At 63.4% G+C, this 18,823-nt stretch carries 21 protein-coding genes; 12 read left to right on the forward strand and 9 right to left on the reverse strand.

The window, feature by feature from the left end; translation table 11 throughout:
* The first annotated feature begins 14 nt into the window (after positions 1-14).
* A complete protein-coding gene (locus AC1DX6_RS03330; protein ID WP_477311188.1) occupies positions 15-470 on the forward strand; it encodes a hypothetical protein in 456 nt (151 codons plus the stop codon).
* Between the two features lie 2 nt (positions 471-472).
* Here AC1DX6_RS03330 and AC1DX6_RS03335 read toward each other — a convergent pair whose 3' ends face one another.
* Entirely contained in the window at positions 473-1,447 is a 975-nt protein-coding gene (locus AC1DX6_RS03335) for a WD40 repeat domain-containing protein (protein WP_477311190.1), read from the reverse strand.
* A gap of 368 nt (positions 1,448-1,815) precedes the next feature.
* Entirely contained in the window at positions 1,816-2,883 is a 1,068-nt protein-coding gene (locus tag AC1DX6_RS03340) for a CobW family GTP-binding protein (protein WP_477311192.1), read from the reverse strand.
* Positions 2,884-3,086: 203 nt separating this feature from the next.
* On the opposite strand from AC1DX6_RS03340, the gene AC1DX6_RS03345 reads away from it, so the two are divergent.
* Together AC1DX6_RS03345 and AC1DX6_RS03350 are read left to right on the forward strand one after the other, a co-directional pair.
* Complete coding sequence (locus tag AC1DX6_RS03345) at positions 3,087-3,818, forward strand: intradiol ring-cleavage dioxygenase (RefSeq protein WP_477311194.1); 732 nt, start codon at positions 3,087-3,089, stop codon at positions 3,816-3,818.
* 218 nt (positions 3,819-4,036) lie between these two features.
* Positions 4,037-4,507, forward strand: coding sequence for a MarR family winged helix-turn-helix transcriptional regulator (locus AC1DX6_RS03350; protein WP_477311196.1), 471 nt, complete (start codon positions 4,037-4,039; stop codon positions 4,505-4,507).
* 8 nt (positions 4,508-4,515) lie between these two features.
* On the opposite strand, the gene AC1DX6_RS03355 is transcribed toward AC1DX6_RS03350, so the two are convergent.
* Positions 4,516-5,388 carry an AraC family transcriptional regulator gene (locus tag AC1DX6_RS03355; RefSeq protein ID WP_477311198.1) on the reverse strand — a complete coding sequence of 291 codons (873 nt, stop codon included), beginning with the start codon at positions 5,386-5,388 and terminating at the stop codon, positions 4,516-4,518.
* 36 nt (positions 5,389-5,424) lie between these two features.
* Between AC1DX6_RS03355 and AC1DX6_RS03360 the strand changes: the two genes are divergently transcribed.
* The 6 genes from AC1DX6_RS03360 (at position 5,425) to AC1DX6_RS03385 (ending at position 10,042) form a co-directional block, all read left to right on the forward strand.
* On the forward strand, positions 5,425-5,832 hold the full coding sequence (locus AC1DX6_RS03360; RefSeq protein ID WP_477311200.1) for a DUF2000 family protein: 408 nt from the start codon (positions 5,425-5,427) through the stop codon (positions 5,830-5,832).
* Positions 5,833-5,997: 165 nt separating this feature from the next.
* Positions 5,998-6,882 (forward strand): DMT family transporter, encoded by an 885-nt coding sequence (locus AC1DX6_RS03365; protein ID WP_477275823.1) that lies wholly within the window; start codon positions 5,998-6,000, stop codon positions 6,880-6,882.
* Positions 6,883-6,948: 66 nt separating this feature from the next.
* Positions 6,949-7,971: a LacI family DNA-binding transcriptional regulator gene (locus AC1DX6_RS03370; RefSeq protein WP_477311890.1), complete on the forward strand. Its 1,023-nt coding sequence runs from the start codon at positions 6,949-6,951 to the stop codon at positions 7,969-7,971.
* On the forward strand, positions 7,968-8,951 hold the full coding sequence (locus AC1DX6_RS03375; protein ID WP_477311202.1) for a 2-hydroxyacid dehydrogenase: 984 nt from the start codon (positions 7,968-7,970) through the stop codon (positions 8,949-8,951). Before AC1DX6_RS03370 ends, AC1DX6_RS03375 begins: the two co-directional genes overlap by 4 nt.
* Before the next feature lie 29 nt (positions 8,952-8,980).
* On the forward strand, positions 8,981-9,565 hold the full coding sequence (locus AC1DX6_RS03380; protein ID WP_477311204.1) for a hypothetical protein: 585 nt from the start codon (positions 8,981-8,983) through the stop codon (positions 9,563-9,565).
* An 87-nt stretch (positions 9,566-9,652) separates the two neighbouring features.
* On the forward strand, positions 9,653-10,042 hold the full coding sequence (locus AC1DX6_RS03385) for a hypothetical protein (protein WP_477311206.1): 390 nt from the start codon (positions 9,653-9,655) through the stop codon (positions 10,040-10,042).
* Between the two features lie 15 nt (positions 10,043-10,057).
* On the opposite strand, the gene AC1DX6_RS03390 is transcribed toward AC1DX6_RS03385, so the two are convergent.
* Complete coding sequence (locus tag AC1DX6_RS03390) at positions 10,058-10,831, reverse strand: gamma-glutamyl-gamma-aminobutyrate hydrolase family protein (protein ID WP_477311208.1); 774 nt, start codon at positions 10,829-10,831, stop codon at positions 10,058-10,060.
* A gap of 289 nt (positions 10,832-11,120) precedes the next feature.
* On the opposite strand from AC1DX6_RS03390, the gene AC1DX6_RS03395 reads away from it, so the two are divergent.
* Positions 11,121-12,230, forward strand: a complete 1,110-nt coding sequence (locus tag AC1DX6_RS03395; RefSeq protein WP_477311210.1) for a TRAP transporter substrate-binding protein — start codon at positions 11,121-11,123, stop codon at positions 12,228-12,230.
* Between the two features lie 54 nt (positions 12,231-12,284).
* Here the strand turns inward: AC1DX6_RS03395 and AC1DX6_RS03400 are convergent, their stop codons facing one another.
* The 5 genes from AC1DX6_RS03400 to AC1DX6_RS03420 all read right to left on the reverse strand — a co-directional run bounded on the left by AC1DX6_RS03400 (position 12,285) and on the right by AC1DX6_RS03420 (position 17,490).
* Positions 12,285-12,659, reverse strand: a complete 375-nt coding sequence (locus AC1DX6_RS03400; protein ID WP_477311212.1) for a VOC family protein — start codon at positions 12,657-12,659, stop codon at positions 12,285-12,287.
* Between the two features lie 310 nt (positions 12,660-12,969).
* Positions 12,970-13,998 (reverse strand): zinc-dependent alcohol dehydrogenase family protein, encoded by a 1,029-nt coding sequence (locus AC1DX6_RS03405; RefSeq protein ID WP_477311214.1) that lies wholly within the window; start codon positions 13,996-13,998, stop codon positions 12,970-12,972.
* 19 nt (positions 13,999-14,017) lie between these two features.
* Entirely contained in the window at positions 14,018-15,808 is a 1,791-nt protein-coding gene (locus AC1DX6_RS03410; protein WP_477311215.1) for a TRAP transporter large permease, read from the reverse strand.
* Positions 15,805-16,410, reverse strand: a complete 606-nt coding sequence (locus AC1DX6_RS03415; protein ID WP_477311217.1) for a TRAP transporter small permease subunit — start codon at positions 16,408-16,410, stop codon at positions 15,805-15,807. Before AC1DX6_RS03415 ends, AC1DX6_RS03410 begins: the two co-directional genes overlap by 4 nt.
* A 174-nt stretch (positions 16,411-16,584) precedes the next feature.
* Positions 16,585-17,490, reverse strand: coding sequence for a branched-chain amino acid ABC transporter permease (locus AC1DX6_RS03420; protein WP_477311219.1), 906 nt, complete (start codon positions 17,488-17,490; stop codon positions 16,585-16,587).
* Between the two features lie 149 nt (positions 17,491-17,639).
* On the opposite strand from AC1DX6_RS03420, the gene AC1DX6_RS03425 reads away from it, so the two are divergent.
* Together AC1DX6_RS03425 and AC1DX6_RS03430 are read left to right on the forward strand one after the other, a co-directional pair.
* The gene (locus AC1DX6_RS03425) at positions 17,640-18,248 is read left to right on the forward strand and encodes a CGNR zinc finger domain-containing protein (protein ID WP_477311221.1); all 609 of its coding nucleotides are present in this window, start codon (positions 17,640-17,642) and stop codon (positions 18,246-18,248) included.
* Positions 18,241-18,771, forward strand: coding sequence for a hypothetical protein (locus tag AC1DX6_RS03430; protein ID WP_477311223.1), 531 nt, complete (start codon positions 18,241-18,243; stop codon positions 18,769-18,771). Before AC1DX6_RS03425 ends, AC1DX6_RS03430 begins: the two co-directional genes overlap by 8 nt.
* Positions 18,772-18,823 lie beyond the last annotated feature (52 nt).

Genomic DNA, 18,823 nt, shown 5'->3' on the forward strand with positions numbered 1-18,823 from the left:
CTATGGAGATGAAAATGAAAACCTTGATTCACGCAGCGGCGGGCGCCATCGCGCTCCTCACGGTTTCGGCCTTCTGGCTGTCGACGGCGACAGTTGAACTGCTCGGCGACGAGGCTGCGATCACCACGGTCAAAGACTGTGTGCTGGCCGGCATGGCTGTACTCATCCCGGCAATGATCGTCGCCGGCGCGTCCGGTCTCTCGCTCGGCAAGGGTTGGAAAAGCCCGGTCGTCGCACGCAAGAAGCAGCGTATGCGCATCATCGCCGCCAACGGGCTGCTGGTGCTGGTGCCCTCGGCCTTCCTGCTCAGCAGCCTTGCCGATGCCGGTCGCTTCGACACCTTGTTCACCATCGTCCAGGCGATCGAACTGACGGCCGGCGCCGTCAACATTGCGCTCTTGTCGCGCAACATGCGCGACGGGCTGTCGCTGCGGCGAAAGACTGCCGGGCTGGCCGCGCGGGCGCGGTGAGTTTAGGCCGAAATGTCGATGACGCCGCAGTCGCCGGTCGCACTGCCGAAGGCGACGCGGCGCTCTTCCTTGTCCCACATCATCGACGTGATGGCGCCCTTGCCCGGCCGGCGCAAAAGCACCTCCTTGGCGTCGGCAAAACGCACCGCTATCACCATGCCGTCATCATAGCCGACGGCAACGACATCCTGGCTCGGATGGCAGGCGACCGCGGTTACCATGGCGTTGCCGCGCGTGCCGAGCTCCAGCGGCGCCTTGCCCATCGGCCCGTCCTTGCCCGAAAACGGCCAGACGATCGCCGCCGGCGCGCCGGAGCTGGCCAGCCATTTGCCCTTGGCGCTCCACGACAGGCTTTTCACCTTGCCGGGATAGCCGGTCATGCGCATGTGCTTGCCGTCGGCGAGCTTCCAGCCATGCAGCGCGTTTTCCTGCATCGTGGTGACGACGAAGGCGCCGTCCGGCGAGAAGGTCATGCCGGTATGGGCGCCGGCCCATTCGAGTTCCACCGGCTTGCCCTCGGCCGCCGGGAAATGCAGCGTCGCGCCATTGTAGCGGGCGACGCCGAAGCGCATGCCCTTGGGCGAGAAGGCCAGCCCCTCGACCGAGCGCGGATGCGCAAACTCTTTTGTCCGGCCATCGGCAAAGCGCACGAAGGCGGTCTTGCCCGAGGCATAGGCGATGGCACCTTGCGGTCCGGCGGCAACGCTGGTGATCCACTTTTTGCCGGCCGTTGCCAGTTCGCTGGCATTGCCGCCTGCGGTGACGGCGAAAACCTTGCCATCCTCGCCGCCGGTGATCAGCCGGTCGTTGGCCGCGTCGTGAAACGCTGCGAGCAGCCCGTCATTGGCCTGGATAGTCTTGTGGCCATGGTCGAGCCGATGAACCGTACCATCGGCCTGCGCAAAATGCGGCACGTTGTCGAGGAAGACGGCGGCGACGCAATGGCCATCGAGATCAAGGGGGGCAACTGTGGGCATGACTATCTTTGTTCAGCTGGATGAGAGTGCGGAGGCATCTGCGCGGCTTACTCGACGTTTGCAGTTCCGGCAACCGTGAGGGTCGCCAAGTCGGAGCAGTCGCTTGTCTCTGATCGCCAATGATGGCGCTGCCCCTCATTGTCCTGCCGGACATTTCTCCCCGTATAGTGACGGGGAGAAAGGCAGCTGTCGCGGATGGTTTCGCCAATCTCCAGCGCTGCAGAATAGGCGTCGGCGTTGCTGCCAGCCCTCTTCTCCCCGTCACCATACGGGGAGAAGGTGCCGGCAGGCGGATGAGGGGCAGCGCCAACCGTCAAAACAGGAGTTGCGACGCAGAAACGAGATTGCCCGGCGCCAGTGCCTCATAATCAAGCCGCCTGGCAGGCGTCAAAGCTCTTCTTCAGCCGCTCGCCATCGAGCTCGCGGCCGATGAACACCAGCCGGCTCTCATGCTTCTCGCCATCTTTCCAGGCACGCTGGTGGTCGCCTTCGATGATCATGTGCACGCCCTGGATAACATAGCGTTCGTCGTCGCCCTTGAGCGCGATGATGCCCTTCAGCCGCAGGATGTTGGGGCCTTCCATCTGGGTGATCTTCTCGATCCAGGGGAAGAATTTCTTCGGGTCCATCTCGCCGCCGCGCAGCGACACCGATTGCACTGTCACGTCATGAATGTCGGACGGGTGCGCGTGATGATGGTGCCCATCGTGATCGTGGTCGTGCCCGTCATGATCATGGTGGTGATGATCGTGGTCATGGTCATGATGATCATGCTCGTCATGCGCCTCGAGGAAATGCGGATCGTTCTCCAGCGCCCGCGAAAGATCGAAAGCGCCGCGGTCGAGCACTTCTGTCAGTGCCACGCCGGCGCGCGTGGTGCGATGGATCCTCGCTGCCGGGTTGATGGCGCGGATCGTCGCCTCGACCTTGGCGAGCTCTTCCGGCGTCACCAGATCGGTCTTGTTGAGAACGATGACGTCGGCAAACGCGATCTGGTCTTCGGCTTCGCGCGAATCCTTCAGCCGCAGCGGCAGATGCTTGGCGTCGACCAGCGCCACCACCGCGTCGAGCCTGGTCTTGGAGCGCACGTCGTCGTCCATAAAGAAGGTCTGCGCCACCGGCACCGGATCGGCGAGCCCAGTGGTCTCGACAACGATGGCGTCGAAGCGGCCGGGGCGGCGCATCAGGCCCTCGACGACGCGGATCAGGTCGCCGCGCACCGTGCAGCAGACGCAGCCATTGTTCATCTCGTAGATTTCCTCGTCGGATTCCACGATCAGCTCGTTGTCGATGCCGATTTCGCCGAACTCATTGACGATGACGGCGTAGCGCTTGCCGTGGTTTTCCGAGAGGATGCGGTTGAGCAGCGTCGTCTTGCCAGCGCCGAGATAGCCGGTGAGAACGGTTACGGGGATCTGCGTCTGTGCATCGCTCATGTCATGCCTCGAAGAATTTGGGCCGCGACGGGCCTCGAAAAGGATTGTTGGTTCCATATAGGATGCCCCTGCCGGTTTTGCACGTGGCAAACCAATGGGCCAATGAGCCTGCCGACCTTACCGAATTGTCATTGGCGCCGGCCGATCAGGCCGCCTAGATATCGACGCGGGAGGCTGCTCGAACTGAATTGAAGAGGCGTGCTATGCCCGACAAGTCATCTCCCTTCGTGCTAAGCCGGCGCCGGGCGCTCGGCCTCATCGCGGTCACCGCTGGCGGCGGTGTCTTTCTGCCGGCCGCGGCAAGGGCGGCGCAGGCTTCCCCCTATGCCGGGCTCGCTCTGTTCGACGGTGGCGCCGGGGTCTGCGCGATTACGCCAGAGGTGACCGAAGGGCCGTTCTACTTCGACCCGAAGCTCGAACGCGCCGATGTCACTGAAGGCAAAAAGGGCGTCAGCCTCAATGTCCGGCTGCAAGTCGTCGATGCCACCTGTCGCCCGCTTGCCGGCGCCCGCGTCGATATCTGGCATTGCGACGCGCAAGGCGCCTATTCCGGCTATCCCGGCCAAGGCGATGGCCAGGATGTCGACACCTCCGGCCAGAGCTTTCTGCGCGGCTGGCAGAAGACGGACGCCAGCGGCATCGTCTCCTTCGCCACCATCTATCCCGGCTGGTATCATGGTCGCACCACCCACATCCATTTCAAGGTCTTCCCCAACGACAATTCGGTGATGACCGGTCAGCTGTTCTTCCCCGACAGCCTCAGCGAGCAGATATTCACCACGGTCGCCCCCTATAATGACCGCCCCGGCAAGCGCGACACGTCGAACGCACGTGACGGCATCGCGCGGCAGGCCGGGCCGCTGTCGCAGGCGGCATTGCGCGAAGTGGCGGACGCCTATCAGGCGCTGTTGGTCGTCGCGGTGAAGGCCGGTTGAGCGGCCTCGTTTTGTGCATCAGGGGTCCTGCTGAAAGAACCCTAGCGCCGAAAAGTCGTTTGTCATCTAACTGAAATAAACATCTGGCATTCACGGCGGACACCGCAATGCTTGCCGGCAAAGCTGTTTTGCAAAGCCGGAATCTTTTTTGATCGTCATTGCCAACCGGGCGGCTGCGTCTATGCTGCCCGCACCGGTTCGGCCGAAGAGGGATGACCATGGCCAAGGCGGACAAGACTGCGACAATGAGCCGGCTGCATTCGGCGGCGCGGCTGGCGCGTACGGCGCTCGCCGCACGGCTTCTGGCGCACGGCTTCTATGCCGGGCAGGACCAGATCATGCTGGCCCTCGACCGCGAGGATGGCCAGACGCCCGGCAATCTTGCCGGCCGTCTCGGCGTGCGCCCGCCGACCATCACCAAGACCATCAACCGGCTGCAGGCGCAGGGTTTTCTGGAAAAGCGCGCCTCGTCGGCCGACGCCCGCCAGGCCCACATCTTCCTCACTGAGACCGGCCGCGACATCATCCACGCCATCGAGAAATCGGTGAAGAAGACCGAGAAGCAGGCGCTGAAGGGCCTCGACAAGAAGGACCAGAAGGCGCTGTTCAAGCTGCTGGCTCGCATCGAGGCAAACCTTTCCAACGAGGAAATGGTGCTCATCGACGACGAGGTCGACGTCGACGACTGATCTCGCTATCAGGCGGCCGCTTTCGCCGGTCCGTGGATCAGGGCCGACCAGCGTCCCGGCGTGACGCCGAACGCCTTCTTGAAATGCCTGTTGAAATGGCTCTGGTCGCTGAAGCCGGCCGCGATGGCGATCTGCGCCAGCGGCTCGTTAGCCTCGATCATCCGGCGCGCCCGCTGCAGCCGGCGCATCAGCAAAAAGCGATGCGGGCTGGTTGCGAAGGCGGCGCGGAAATGCCTCGACAGGGCGTAGCGGTCGAGCCCGGTGATTGATTCCAGCTCTTCCGAGCGCACGCTTCGCTCCGCGTTCTCCTCGAGATAGTCGCGCGCCAGGCTGGCGGAGCGCCAAGCCGTTCTCAAGACCGGTTTTGCCGGCTGGCCGGCATGCCGCGCCAGGCTTTGCGTCAACTGTGCGATGAAATCGGTGACGAACAGCTCGTTCAGTTCCTGGTCCAGCGGCCCCAGCGCCGAAAGCAGCGTGGTGCAGAAGGCGCAGTCACTCACCACGGCATCCCTCACGAACGGCAGCGCTGCCCCGCCGAGGCAGTCCAGAACGAGCGATGGTTCCAGATAGAGTATCCGGTAGCGCAGCCCGTCTTCGGTGCCGGCGCCGCCATCGTGCAATTCATCGGGATGCAGCACGATGATCTGGCCGGGCAGGCTGTGATTTGTCGCGCCGCGATAGCGGAAGCTCTGCACGCCATGCAGCGTCACGCCGATCGCATAGGTGTCGTGGCGATGGAGATCGAAGGCGTTGCCGTGAAACCGCGCCTCGATGCGCTCCATGCCGGCAGGGCCAGGGGCCGCGACGATGCAGCTTTCGCGCTCATCTACGCACAAACGTCCAAGACCCTGCAGGGCCTGCCTGTCTAGATCGTGCGGCATCGCCTCATTTCACAACCCGAATTGGTCAAGTCTCTCATGTTCGATACGAAGTTCGCAATCGTGCTGCAGGACGATCTTCCCGTCTGGCAGAAGCTCAACGTCACCGCCTTCCTGACCAGCGGCATCGTCGCGCAGTGTCCCGAGATCATCGGCGAGCCCTACCGCGACCGCGCCGGCAATATCTACAACCCGCTGTCGATCCAGCCGGTCATCGTGCTTTCAGCCGACCGCGCGACGCTTGGCGCGATCCACCGGCGGGCGCTGGAGCGCGGTGTGGAAACCTCGCTCTATGTCGAGGAAATGTTTTCGACCGGCCACGACGTCGCCAACCGCGCCGTCTTTGCGCAATTCGCGCCCGAGGACGCCAAGGTCGTCGGCATCGCACTGCGCGCCGAGAAGAAACTCGTCGACAAGATCACCAAGGGCGCCCGCATGCATGCCTGATGCCTAAGCCTGTCGGCCCGGCTTGTTGTGCCAGGCGCTTTTGGCTTGCCGGCTGGCGGCAATTGCCGCAAAGGTGGGCTTCCGCCTTACCTTCCATCCGGCCCGAAATTGAGTGCTCCCCAAAGACAGGACGAAAGCGCGACGCCCCCGGCGGCGATCGTCTGCATGCTTTCGGTCTATGTGTGTTTCACCTTTCTCGACACCAGCAGCAAATACCTCGTTCTGGCTGGCGTCTCGGCGCTGATCGTCGCCTGGGCTCGCTTCACCGTCCACGTGCTGATCGTCGGCGTCTTTCTGCGCGGCTGGCGCGATCCGTCGCGCTTTCGCGCCAACAATCTGCCGGCGCATATACTGCGCGGTCTGTTCCTGTTCGGATCGACCATATTCAACGTGCTGGCGCTGCGGACACTGCAACTGGCCGAAACCACCTCGATCTTCTTCTTCGCGCCGATGGTGATCACCGCCCTTGCCGGTCCGCTGCTCGGCGAATGGGCCGGCTGGCGGCGCTGGCTGGCGATCCTGACCGGCTTTGTCGGCGTCCTCATCATCACCCGGCCCGGCGTCGGCGTTTTCGGTATCGGCCATCTCTTCGCGCTCTGCTCGATGCTGTCGAACTGCTTCTATGTCATTATGACGCGCCGCATGTCGGCCAGCGAAACCTCCGAGAGCCTCATCCTGTTTTCGGCACTGGCGCCGGCGGTGCTGCTTCTGCCGCTGCTGCCGTTTTCGCTGTCGCTGCCGCAGGATGGCTGGCACTGGGTCGTGCTTTTGATGCTTGGCGTGTTCGGCGCCATCGGCCATTGGCTGCTGGTGCAGGCCTATCGCATCGCCACCACCACGGCGCTTGCGCCTTATCCCTATTCGCAAATGGTGTGGATGATTGTTTCCGGCTGGTTCTTCTTCAACCAGTTCCCCGACCGCTGGACGCTTCTGGGCGCCGCAATCATCGTCGCCAGCGGTCTTTACATCGTCCATCGCGAGCACCGGCTGCGCGTGCGCAATCGCGCCGCGCTCGACGTCGAGATGGAAGCGCTGGCAAAAAAACTTTGATTTGCACCCGATCGATGGCATAAGGCCGCGTTTAAACTGTTTAAGCCGGTCGGGGAGCACAGGTCGCTGGCACAGAAGATCAAGCTTTCGACGATCGCGGATGCGCTCGGCGTGTCCACGGCCACGGTCTCGCTGGCGCTGCGCGACAGCCCGCTGGTGGCCGGCACCACGCGCGACCGCATCAAGGAACATGCGCGCGCCATCGGCTATATCTACAACCGCCGTGCCGCAAGCCTGCGCACCTCGCGCTCGGGCATCGTCGGCGTCGTCGTGCATGACATCATGAACCCGTTCTTTGCCGAGATCCTGCGTTCGATCGAAAGCGAACTCGACCGCAGCCGGCAGACCTTCATCCTCTCCAACCACTACGACCAGCTCGAAAAGCAGCGCACCTTCATCGACACGCTGCTGCAGCTCGGTGCCGACGGCGTCATCATGTCGCCGGCCATCGGCACGCCGGCGTCCGACATCGTCATGGCCGAGGAAAATGGCCTGCCGGCAGTGCTGATCGCGCGCACCGTCGAAGGCGCCGATGTGCCGGTGTTTCGCGGCGACGATTCCTATGGCACCGGCCTTGCCACCAACCATTTGATCTCGCTTGGCCACAAGCGCATCGCCATGATCGGCGGCACCGACCAGACCTCGACCGGCCGCGACCGCTACCAGGGCTATGTCAATGCCATGGAGGCGGCCGGGCTTGAGGTCAAGCCGTCCTGGCGCATCGCCGGCCCGCGCACCAAGCAGGGCGGGTTCGAGGCGGCTGGACAGTTTCTGGCGCTGAAGGACAAGCCAACCGCCGCCTGCTGCTGGAATGATCTGGTGGCCATCGGACTGATGAACGGCATTGCCCGCGCGGGCCTCGTGCCGGGTGTCGACATTTCCGTCACCGGCTATGACGATCTCGAGGAGGCTGCGATCGCGACGCCTGCGCTGACCACGGTCTGGAATGGCCAGCGCGAGGTCGGCCGTCGCGCCGCCAGCGCGCTGCTCGACAAGCTCAACGGGCAGACGGTGCGGCCGTCGCAGGAACTGATCAAGCCGGAACTGCATGTGCGCCAGTCGACCGGCAAGCCGGTGGAACGTGCATGACCAAGGCCGACCAGTTGCAGACCGTCGCCATTCTGGTGCCGGGGCATTTCAACGACCACGCGGTTGAGCGCATCGACCGCACCTTCAATCGGGTCAGGATCGAGCGCGCCGATGCGGCGCTGGTCACCGACGAGATGCGCAGCACTGTGCGCGGCATCGCTTGCTTCGCCGGCATCAACGCTGCGATGATGGATGCATTGCCCAACCTCGAACTCATCGCCTCCTTCGGCGTCGGCTATGATTCGGTCGATGTCGGCCACGCCGCCGCGAAAAACATCATGGTCACCAACACGCCCGACGTGTTGACCGAGGAGGTCGCAGACACCGCGATAGGACTGCTCATCAACACCATTCGCGACCTGCCGCGCGCCGAAAACTGGCTGCGCGATGGCAGCTGGGCGCGCAAGGGTAACTATCCGCTGAGCCGGTTGACCTTGCGTGGCCGCCGCGTCGGCATCTTCGGCATGGGCCGCATCGGCCAAGCCATTGCCCGGCGGCTGGAAGCCTTTGGGCTGCCGGTCGCCTATCACAATCGGCGCCAGGTCGAAGGCCTGGCCTATGCTTACCACCCCACCCTGAAGGGTCTCGCCGAAGCGGTCGATACGTTGATTTCCGTGGCGCCCGGCGGCGCTTCGACGGAAAAGGCGGTCAACGCCGAAGTCCTGTCGGCGCTCGGCGTCAATGGCGTCTTCGTCAACATCGGTCGCGGCAGCACCGTCGATGAGCCGGCTCTTGCGGCAGCGCTTGCCAATGGCACAATCGCCGCCGCCGGGCTCGATGTCTTTGCTGACGAACCGAACGTGCCGGCAGCACTGCTCGCCGCGCCTAACGCGTCGCTGTTGCCGCATGTCGGCTCGGCCTCGCACCACACGCGCCGCGCCATGGCCGATCTGTGCGTCGACAATCTGGTTTCCTGGTTCACCGAGCGCCGGCCGGTGACCCCGGTGCCGGAGACGGTGCATGTGAAGGCGCCAAACTAGGGGACTGGCATGATTTCGGTTGCTCAACCATGCTGACCCAACCGCCGCAGGGATCGACGATCTCCGTCACAAGCAGCGGCGGCAAGCAAATCATCTCGATCCCTTTCGCCAGGCAGGGCTCGGCGCCCTATTTTGTTGCCGCTTTTCTGACTTTCTGGCTGGTGGCGTGGGTGGCCGGGGGTGTCTCGGCCGCCGGGCAGCTGGTTTCGACGCCAGCCGGCCCGGGCTCTGCCTTTTTGGTGTTTTGGCTTTGCGCGTGGGCGGTGGGTCTCGTCCTCGTCATTGCCCAGCTTCGGCGGATTTTTCAGCGGTCCATCCCCGAAACCATCGAAGTCGGCGCCGCGGGCGTCACCCACGATACCGGCATCGCGCCTTTTCGAATGCCAGCTTCGCGAACGCTCCCCTGGAAGAGTGTTTTTCCGAAACGGATTACGCAGACGATCGACCGCAGACAGCTCGATACGCTGCGCCTTCGCGAGGGCGACACCCGCAACCGTCTGACAGTCGACGCGGGTGCCCAGAGGGTCGAGCTCGCTTCGGCTGCCACCGATGTCGAGCGCGAATGGCTGTGGAAAGTCCTCTCGGATCGTTACGCGCTGGCCACTCCAAAATAGACAGGTCCGGCGCCGCCACACCTATTAACGTCGGCTTAACGCTTTGAAATCATTCTGTATCCTGCGCCCGGGGGCGTGGAGTGCAAGATGAAGAAGCTTCCGGCATTGATTGCGGTCGCGGCGCTGTTCGCCGGCGTTCAGCTGTTTCACGGCGGCAGCAGTGAAAGTGCCGCCAATGAAGCGAGGCCGACCAGCAACTACAGGCTGGTCGCCAATGGCGACGAAGCGGCTTGCGCTATCCGGCGTGGCGCCGAAGTTTCAGGTGGCCTGTCCTTGTTGACGGTCGCCTCCAATTGCCGCCGTCTTCTGCCGGGCATCGAGCGTGCGAAATTCTGGCGCGAACAGAATGACGGCACGGTTGCCTTCAGCGTCAACGGTGTCGATCCGATCGTCACCTTCGGCGTCGCCGACGGCGACGGCTATGAATCCTACACGCCGGCCTTGCCGCTGCTGTCGCTGGCTGCCACGGACAATTGATTTCTGACGCTTGGGTTATTCCGCGGCTGCGCGCGCCCCGGATTTCGCCACCGCATGCAGGCGAACCGCGTCGCCGAAGGCGCGGAATATCTTTGCCGAGACGCTGTCCGACTTGACCCAGTATTCGGGATGCCACTGGACGCCGACGGCAAACGCGCGGGCGTCCCTGACAGACACCGCCTCGATGGTGCCGTCGGTGGCCACCGCCTCGACCTGCAGCTTCGAGCCGAGCTGATCGATCGCCTGGCGGTGCAACGAATTGACTTCGATTTCAGTAGCGCCGAAGACGCCGGCGAGGCAGCTTCCGGGCTTGATCGAAATGGTCTGATGGATGGCGAAGCGCTCATCCTGCTTGTCGCTCACCCGGGCGCGGTGGTCGAGCGAGCCCTCGCGCTCCTGGATCTCGGTGCCCAGCGTGCCGCCCAGCGCCACGTTCAGCTCCTGGATGCCGCGGCAGATGGCGAGCAGCGGCACGCCGCGCTCGATCGCCCTGCGGATCAGCGGCAGCGTCGTGGCATCGCGGTCGGGATCGTAGGGCCCGTTGGCCTCGCTGGCGTCGCCGCCATAGAGCGAGGGATGCACATTGGATTTCGAGCCGGTGACCATGACGCCGTCGACCGAAGACAGCAGCTCATCGAAATCGAGCCGGTCGCCGAAGGACGGCACCAAAAGCGGGAACACGCCGGCACCCGAAAGGGCCGCCTCGAGATATTGCTGCGGGGCGGCATGCCAAGTGTAATTGTCGAACTGACGGACGTCGGTCGATATAGCGACGAGCGGCTGATGCATTTTTGGATCCGGGTTCCATTTGGTGCGAATAACTATTCTGCCTGCAAAATAGGCGATCTGAAGGCGCTTTTCCATGACAAGTTTCAGGTTGTCGCATGGGCCACGGAGTGGGCGTTAGACTATAGTTGCAGGACATGCGGCCGACCGGCGGATTTCCCGGAAATGCCGTCGCCAAATCGGCCCGCCGTGCTGGACTCGACTTGTTGCCCGTGTATTGTTTGGCGCGAGCCGATCCGGGGTGCCGAGGATGCCCTGATGTCGGTCAGTTGATCCAAAAGGGAGGAACTTCATGGATCGTCGTTCATTCATCCGCAAGGCCGGCGCGACCGGCGTTGGCGCCGCGGCGGCTGCCGCCACGCTCGCCGCGCCAGCCATCGCTCAATCCAATCCGAAAGTGACGTGGCGGCTGGCGTCATCGTTCCCGAAATCGCTCGACACGATCTATGGCGGCGCCGAAGTGTTCTCCAAGATGCTGTCGGATGCGACGGACGGCAATTTTCAGGTCCAGGTCTTTGCCGCTGGCGAGCTCGTGCCTGGCCTGCAGGCCGCGGACGCGACAACTGCCGGCACCGTCGAGGCTTGCCATACGGTGGCATATTATTACTGGGGCAAGGACCCGACATGGGCGCTGGGTGCCGCGGTGCCGTTCTCGCTCAACGCGCGCGGCATGAATGCTTGGCACTATCATGGCGGCGGCATCGACCTGTTCAACGAGTTTCTCGCCACGCAGGGGCTTTTCGGCCTGCCCGGCGGCAACACCGGCGTGCAGATGGGCGGTTGGTTCCGCAAGGAGATCAACACGGTCGCCGACCTCTCCGGTCTCAAGATGCGCATCGGCGGCTTTGCCGGCAAAGTTGTCTCGAAGCTTGGCGTCGTGCCGCAGCAAATCGCAGGCGGCGACATCTATCCGGCGCTGGAAAAAGGCACCATCGACGCTGCCGAATGGGTTGGCCCCTATGACGACGAGAAGCTCGGCTTCTACAAGGTAGCGCCCTACTATTATTACCCCGGCTGGTGGGAAGGCGGGCCGACCGTGCATCTGATGTTCAACAAGGCGAAATACGAAGAGCTCTCGCCCGCCTACAAGTCGCTGGTGCGCACAGCCGCCCAGGCGACCGACGCCAACATGCTGCAGAAATACGACTTCCTCAATCCGGCGGCGGTGAAGCGGCTGGTGGCCGGTGGCGCGAAATTGCGCCCGTTCACCCAGGACATCATGGCGGCCTGCTTCGAAAAGGCCAACGAGGTCTACGCCGAAATGGAAGCCACCAATGCACCCTTCAAGAAGATCTGGGATTCTATCAAGGGCTTCCGCAAGGAGCACTATCTCTGGGCGCAGGTGGCCGAATACAATTACGACACCTTCATGATGGTCCAGCAGCGCAACGGCAAGCTGTAGGCCCTGAAAGTTCTTGGAGAGACCCCGGGCTTTTCCGCCCGGGGTCCTTTTTCGTCAGGCTTCGGAAGCGCTGACCTCAATGAGGAGGCCGCCCGGTGCATGGCAATAGAAGGTGGTCGACTTGATGCCGCCGCGCGTCAACTCCTGGACCTCGCCCGGCTGCCGGCCGGCATCGGCAAGTTCGGCATGCTTGGCGCGCACGCCATCTGCTTTGCCGACGAAGAAACCGACATGAAACCCGTCGGGATAGGTGGCTGCCTCTCCCTTGCCGGGCTTCATCAGGTTGAGGGCAAAGCCGTCGGTCCCCTGTAGAACCGCGAAGGCATCCTTGCCGCGCATGGCGACAAGTTCGAAGCCGAAATGGCTGGTGAAGAAGCCGGCAAGGGCGGCGACTTCCGGTGTAACGAGATTTGCGTGGTTCAGTCTCATGGTCGTTCCTGTTCCGGTTTGAGATGCGGACAGGCGTGGCTAAAGACCGTGAAACCGGCGGGACCGTTGAAACCGAAAATCTGGCCATGACCCAACCGGCCCGCGGGCTTCGCCTCGCTTGCCGGCCGCGGGTTCTCCCGCAAATCATGCGGTGAACAGGCCTCCGTTGAGCATGATCCCGAAAAGTGGCGCCCGGTTTTCGGACAAGAATCATGCTCGAAAAGTAAGGACGGAAGAAACCGGACTACCGAACCGGTCATGTCTTTTTCGGCGCGCATTGGATAGCCGATCGGCGAACCCTCGGCAAGCGTCAGCTTAGGCTCGGCACCACCAGCACCTTGACTTCGCCGGGCGCAGCCGGATTGGCGATCACCGCGATCGCCTCTTCCAATGTCACCTGCCTGGAGATCAGCCTGTCGATCTCGATTGCGCCCGAGGCGATGAGATCGGCCGCCCGGCGATGGGTGAACGGATTTACGAAAGAACCCTGAACCTTCAATTCCCGGAACAACAGGTCGAAGGGCTCGAACTCCGACTTCATGCCTTGTGGCATCACGCCGACGACAACGATCGTGCCGCCGGCCCTGGCCAGCCGCATCGACTGCTCGACGGTTTCCCTGACGCCGGCGCACTCGAACACCACATCGACACCGCCCGGCACCAGTCCGGATGGTCCGGCGATCGCGTCGATCACGTCGCAAGCATTGGGGTCGACCGTCGCTGTCGCGCCCAATTCCTCGGCAAGCGCGCGCCGCGAGGCCTGGCGCGTTGACAGGATGATGGTCGTCGCCCCCGCCAGCCTGGCCAGTTGCACGGTCAGCAAGCCGATCACGCCGCCCCCAAGCACGACGACCGAGGCGCCGGGCCTGATCTGCGCCAGGTCCACGCCATGCAGGCAGCAGCCAAGCGGTTCGCAAAACGCGCCATGCGTCGGCTTGAGATCGCCCGGCAGAATAAAGGCCTGCGTCTGCGGCATGACGACGTATTCGGCAAAGCCACCATCGCGATGGATGCCGATGGCGCGCAGATTCTTGCACAGATTGACCCGTCCGGCATGACAATGCGCGCATCGCCCGCAGGCGATGTTGGGATTGCCGGTGACCCGGTCGCCAATGGCAAAGCCGGATACGGAACTGCCCACCGTCTCGACGATGCCGGAGAATTCATGCCCCAGCGTCACCGGGGGCGTGCAGGGGAATTCGCCATGGAGAAGATGCCGGTCCGTGCCGCACACACCGCAGGCCTCGATCCGCACCAGAAGATCGTCGGGGCCGGCAGACGGTTTGTCGACCTCGCGCAGCGCGATGCTGCCAATCGCCTCCAGACGCACTGCTTTCATGACTGCTCACCCATCGGCATCAGTTGAAGTTCGGCGGCTGCGAGAGGTCAGTCGCCGGCGCAGCCGGCTTGGCGGGCGGCGCATCGCCAAAGTTCGGTGGTTGCGACAGGTCATTGGTCGGAGCTGCTGGTGCAGCGCCGCCATTGGCCGGGGCGGCGCCATCCGCCGGCGCCGTGCCGAGCGGCGACAGACCTGGCATGTCCGGCAGCTGAATTTCGATCGTGCCGGGATCGACCGCCGCGCCCTTGTAGCGCATCACCATCTGCGGGAAGGCGATGGTCAGTCCGATCATGATGACTTGGATGCAAACGAAGGGCACCGCCCCCCAATAGATCTGGCCGGTGGTGACCGGCGCGATCTGCTTGCCGGTGAGGCGGTCGAGATAAGGCACGCGGGCGGCGACCGAGCGCAGGTAGAACAGCGCGAAGCCGAAGGGCGGGTGCATGAAGGAGGTCTGCATGTTGACGCCGAGCAGCACGCCGAACCAGATCAGGTCGATGCCGAGCTTGTCGGCGGCCGGCGCCAGCAGCGGCACGATGATGAAGGCAAGCTCGAAGAAGTCGAGGAAGAAGGCGAGGAAGAAGACCAGGATGTTGACCCCGATCAGGAAGCCGACTTCACCGCCCGGCAGCGAGATCAACAGATGCTCGACCCAGATGTGGCCGTTGACGCCATAGAAGGTGAGCGAAAACACCCGCGCGCCGATCAGGATGAACAGAACGAAGGACGACAGCCGCGTCGTCGAGGTCAACGCCTGTTTGATCACATCCAGCGACAGCCGTCCCTTTACCGCGGCCATGATCAGCGCCCCGACGGAGCCCATGGCGCCGCCTTCGGTTGGCGTCGCAATGCCGAGGAAGATGGTGCCCAGCACCAGGAAGATCAGCGTCAGCGGCGGGATCAGCACGATGATCACCTGCTGCGCCAGCCTGGACATCATGTTGATGTTCAGGCGCTTGTCGGCGATGGCCACGATATAGATGAAGATGACGCCGACGCTGGCGCCGAGGATGTCGGCATTGTCGCCATGCGCCGGCACGAGATAGCGATACGCCGCGTAGGAAACCACCACCGCCGCCAGCAGTGCCGCCAGCAGCGAAAGCACACCGTGCCCGAGGGTGCGGGCTTCCAGCGGCAAGGCCGGCATCGACTTCGGCCGGACGATCGACATGATCAGGATGTACAGCGCATAGAGGCCGGTCAGCACCAGGCCGGGGATCAGCGCGCCCGCATACATATCGCCGACCGAGCGGCCGAGCTGGTCGGCAAGCACGATCAGCACCAGCGACGGCGGGATGATCTGGGCGAGCGTGCCCGACGCCGCGATGACGCCGGCAGCGACACTACGGTCATAGCCGTAGCGCAGCATGATCGGCAGCGAGATCAGCCCCATGGCGATGACGGAAGCCGCCACGACGCCGGTGGTCGCCGCCAGCAGCGCGCCGACGAAGATCACCGCATAGGCGAGGCCGCCGCGGATCGGCCCGAACAGCTGGCCGATCGTGTCGAGCAGGTCTTCGGCCATGCCGGAGCGTTCGAGCACGATGCCCATGAAAGTGAAGAACGGAATGGCCAGCAGCGTGTCGTTCGACATCACCCGGCTGCCGTAGAAATTGTCCGGCAGGGCATGCAAGAGCGGCCAGGCGAGGTTGATCGATCCGCCGGAGTAGGGCGACAGCAGAACGCCGATGAAGAAGAACATCAGGCCGTTGGCGGCCAGCGAAAAGGCGACGGGATAACCGATCAGCAGGAAGATGATCAGCGAGGCGAACATGATCGGCGCCATGTTCTGGGCGATGAACTCCATCATGAGCGCACCTGCCCGGCGAGAGCCTTGGCTTCTTCGGCGAGCGCCTTCGCCTCGAGTTCGGCCTGCTCATGCGCCGATATGAACGGATTGGGATCGTCCATATGGCCGCGCATGATGGCGATCTTCTTGATGATCTCGGAAATGCCCTGCAGCGCCAGCAGGAAGAAGCCGACCAGCAGGATGGCCTTGGCCGGCCAGATGATCAGCCCGCCGGAATTGTTCGACATTTCGCCGCTGCGAAACGACAGCGACACATAGGGAACGAAATAGATCACCATCAGCGTCACGAACGGCATCAGGAAGAAGAGGTGGCCGAGAAGGTCGATCCAGTGCTGCACCCGGCGCGAGAACATGCCGTAGACGATGTCGATGCGGATATGGTCGTTCTGCTTCAGCGTGTAGGCGGCGGCCAGCATGAAGGCGGCACCGAACAGATACCACTGCAGTTCCAGCCAGGCGTTCGACGACATGTCGAATACCTTGCGGATGATTGCATTGGCGGCGCTGACCAGGATTGCCAGCAGGATCAGCCACGACACCCATTTGCCGATGAACTCGTTCATACGGTCAATCGTTCTGGATAGAGCCAGAAGCCCTGCCATGCATTCCTCCCTTATGTCAGAGGCGTGCCGGGCTCCCCTTTCCGTCACGCTGCCGTGGCCCAACGGTATGCCGTGCGTGGTCCGGCGGGTCAACATGGAGTGCGTGGGTAAACGCTGTTGTGAGGCCAAACCCGCTGCCTGACCGCGCGGCATGCAACCAAAGTCTGATATGGTTCAGACGATCTTCTGCTGGTCGCGGCCGGCGCCGATCAGCAACAGCATGGCGACGAGGAACAGATACATCCAGGCATCGCGCCATTCGAGCGGGAAATAGCCGGCCCACAGCGATTCGCCCATGCCGAAGGATGCGGCGCCAAGGGCTGCCCGCGGCGGCGAGAGATAGCCGCCCACCGCGGTCACGAACAGGATTTTCAGCCCGTAGACCAGACCGGTGCCGAAGCTGATATTGCCGTAGTAGAGGCCGGCCAGTATGCCGGCCAGCGCCGCGCAGAAGCCGCCTGCGAGCACCGCGCCGCGAAAGACGGCGCGCACGTCGACGCCGCACATGGCGGCTGCCTTGGGATCGTCGGATACGGCGCGCCAGCGCCGGCCGAAACTCGAGCGGGCGAATGCCCATGCGGCGAACACTATGGTTGCCAGCACGAAGGCGCAGTCGAGCACCTGGATAAGTGTCAGTGTTGCCGTGAATGTGGGGCTCTGCGCGAAAATGATGGGCTGGGCCAGCATCGGCGGCAGCCACAGATCATGCGTGTCGGCAGCGATGCGGCTTGCTTCCGACAGCACCAGCAAGATGCCGAGCGTCGTCACCACGACGGCGTTGGGCGTGCGGTCGGCCAGCGGTTCGAAGACGCTGCGCGACAACACATGGCTGATCAGCGCCGCATACAGCAATGCCGCGACGACACCGAGCGCAACCGATGCGAACAGCGTCAGCCACAGGGTCTGGTAGCCGAAAGCCGCGGTTAGGATCATCGTCTGCCCGCAAAAGGCGAACACCGCCCCATAGGCGAGGTTGGTGCGGTGCAGGATGCCGTTGGTCAGCACATAGCCGAAAGCGAGCAGCGCATAGAGCGCGCCCGAATGCAGCCCGTTCAGAACCTGCTGGAAGAAATAGAGCATGCAAGATCCTCAGAGCATGTCGCCCAAAAGTGCGAGGCGGTTTTGGGACGACGACATGCTCAACAAAAGGTCGCCGCAAGGGCACCCAGCCAAGGTTTGCATCGTAGAATCTAACTTGTCAAACGCGATTTATCGGTTAGATTTGTGTCATGACGGTATCCTGGACCCCGCACCGCTTCACCGGCGGTATTCTTGCGCTCGACACGGCGAACACCGTCGTGCTGCGCGACGATCCGGAGAAAACCTTCGACCGTTTCGACAACCCGGCGGAAATCGCCCGCTTTGCCGATGCCGCAAGCGGCTTTCGTGCCGCCGAGCTTGGCGGCAGGCGGCTGGAGGCGCCGTTGCCGGATGCAATCGCACCGGTCGTACTGTCGATCCGCGAGACAACCGATCGGCTGTTTCGCGGCGCGGTGGCCAAAGGTGCGGTTGCCACCGGCGATCTGCCCGGTTTCCTGGAGGCCTGCGCCGACGGTCTTGCGCGCAGCCGCACCGAAATCGGCGCGCCGGGGCGACCGTTCGGCGATCCGGCGACGCCGATCGCCTTCGAGGCGGCACTGGCCGTCTCGGCGCTGTCGTTGCTGCGCGACGATACCGTTGCGAGGCTGAGAATCTGCCCCAACTGCAGCTGGCTGTTCGTCGACCGAAGCCGCAATTCCAGCCGCCTTTGGTGCGACATGGCGGTGTGCGGCAACCGTCAGAAGGCAAGTCGACATTATCGCCGCCGGACCGCGGCCAGGGAGGTCTCGAATGTCTAGACAGTTTTCGCGTTCGATGGTTCTGGGTGCAGCCTTGTTTGCGGCCGCTGCCCTTGGCGCCTGCCGCGACTCCGGCCAGGACCAGCTTTTCGCCATTTCCGGCAAGCTGTTCGAGTTCAACTACCGGCTGGGCATTGCCACCTATGTCATCACCCTCAATCCGCTACGGCCGATGGGTGAGGGGCAGGTCGCGGTGGTCAGCTTCCAGAACCCGGCCGGTGGCGATCCGATCATCGTCAACCAGAAAATATGGCCGAAACTCGCGCATATAACGCTCACCAGCCCACCGCTCACCTGCGTGGTCAAGGGCAAGCCCTATGCGGTGTCGATCCGCATCGAGGATGCCAGCGGCACCTTGCTGCAGAGCTTCGAGACGACGCTGACATCCTCGCTCGATCAGTCGGTTCTGCCCGACAGGCCGCTTGTCGTCGGGCCGGTCTACGAACTCAACAAGGACATGGTCGGCCATGCCGACGGCAAGCTGCCGGGCGAGCCCAAGCCCGATTGCTCGAAGGCCGCCTGACGCGGCCTCTATCTGCGCGGCCGGAACTTTCTGTGCCGCGAAGCCTGTAGCC

The organism is Mesorhizobium sp. P2_C4 (assembly GCF_056404575.1).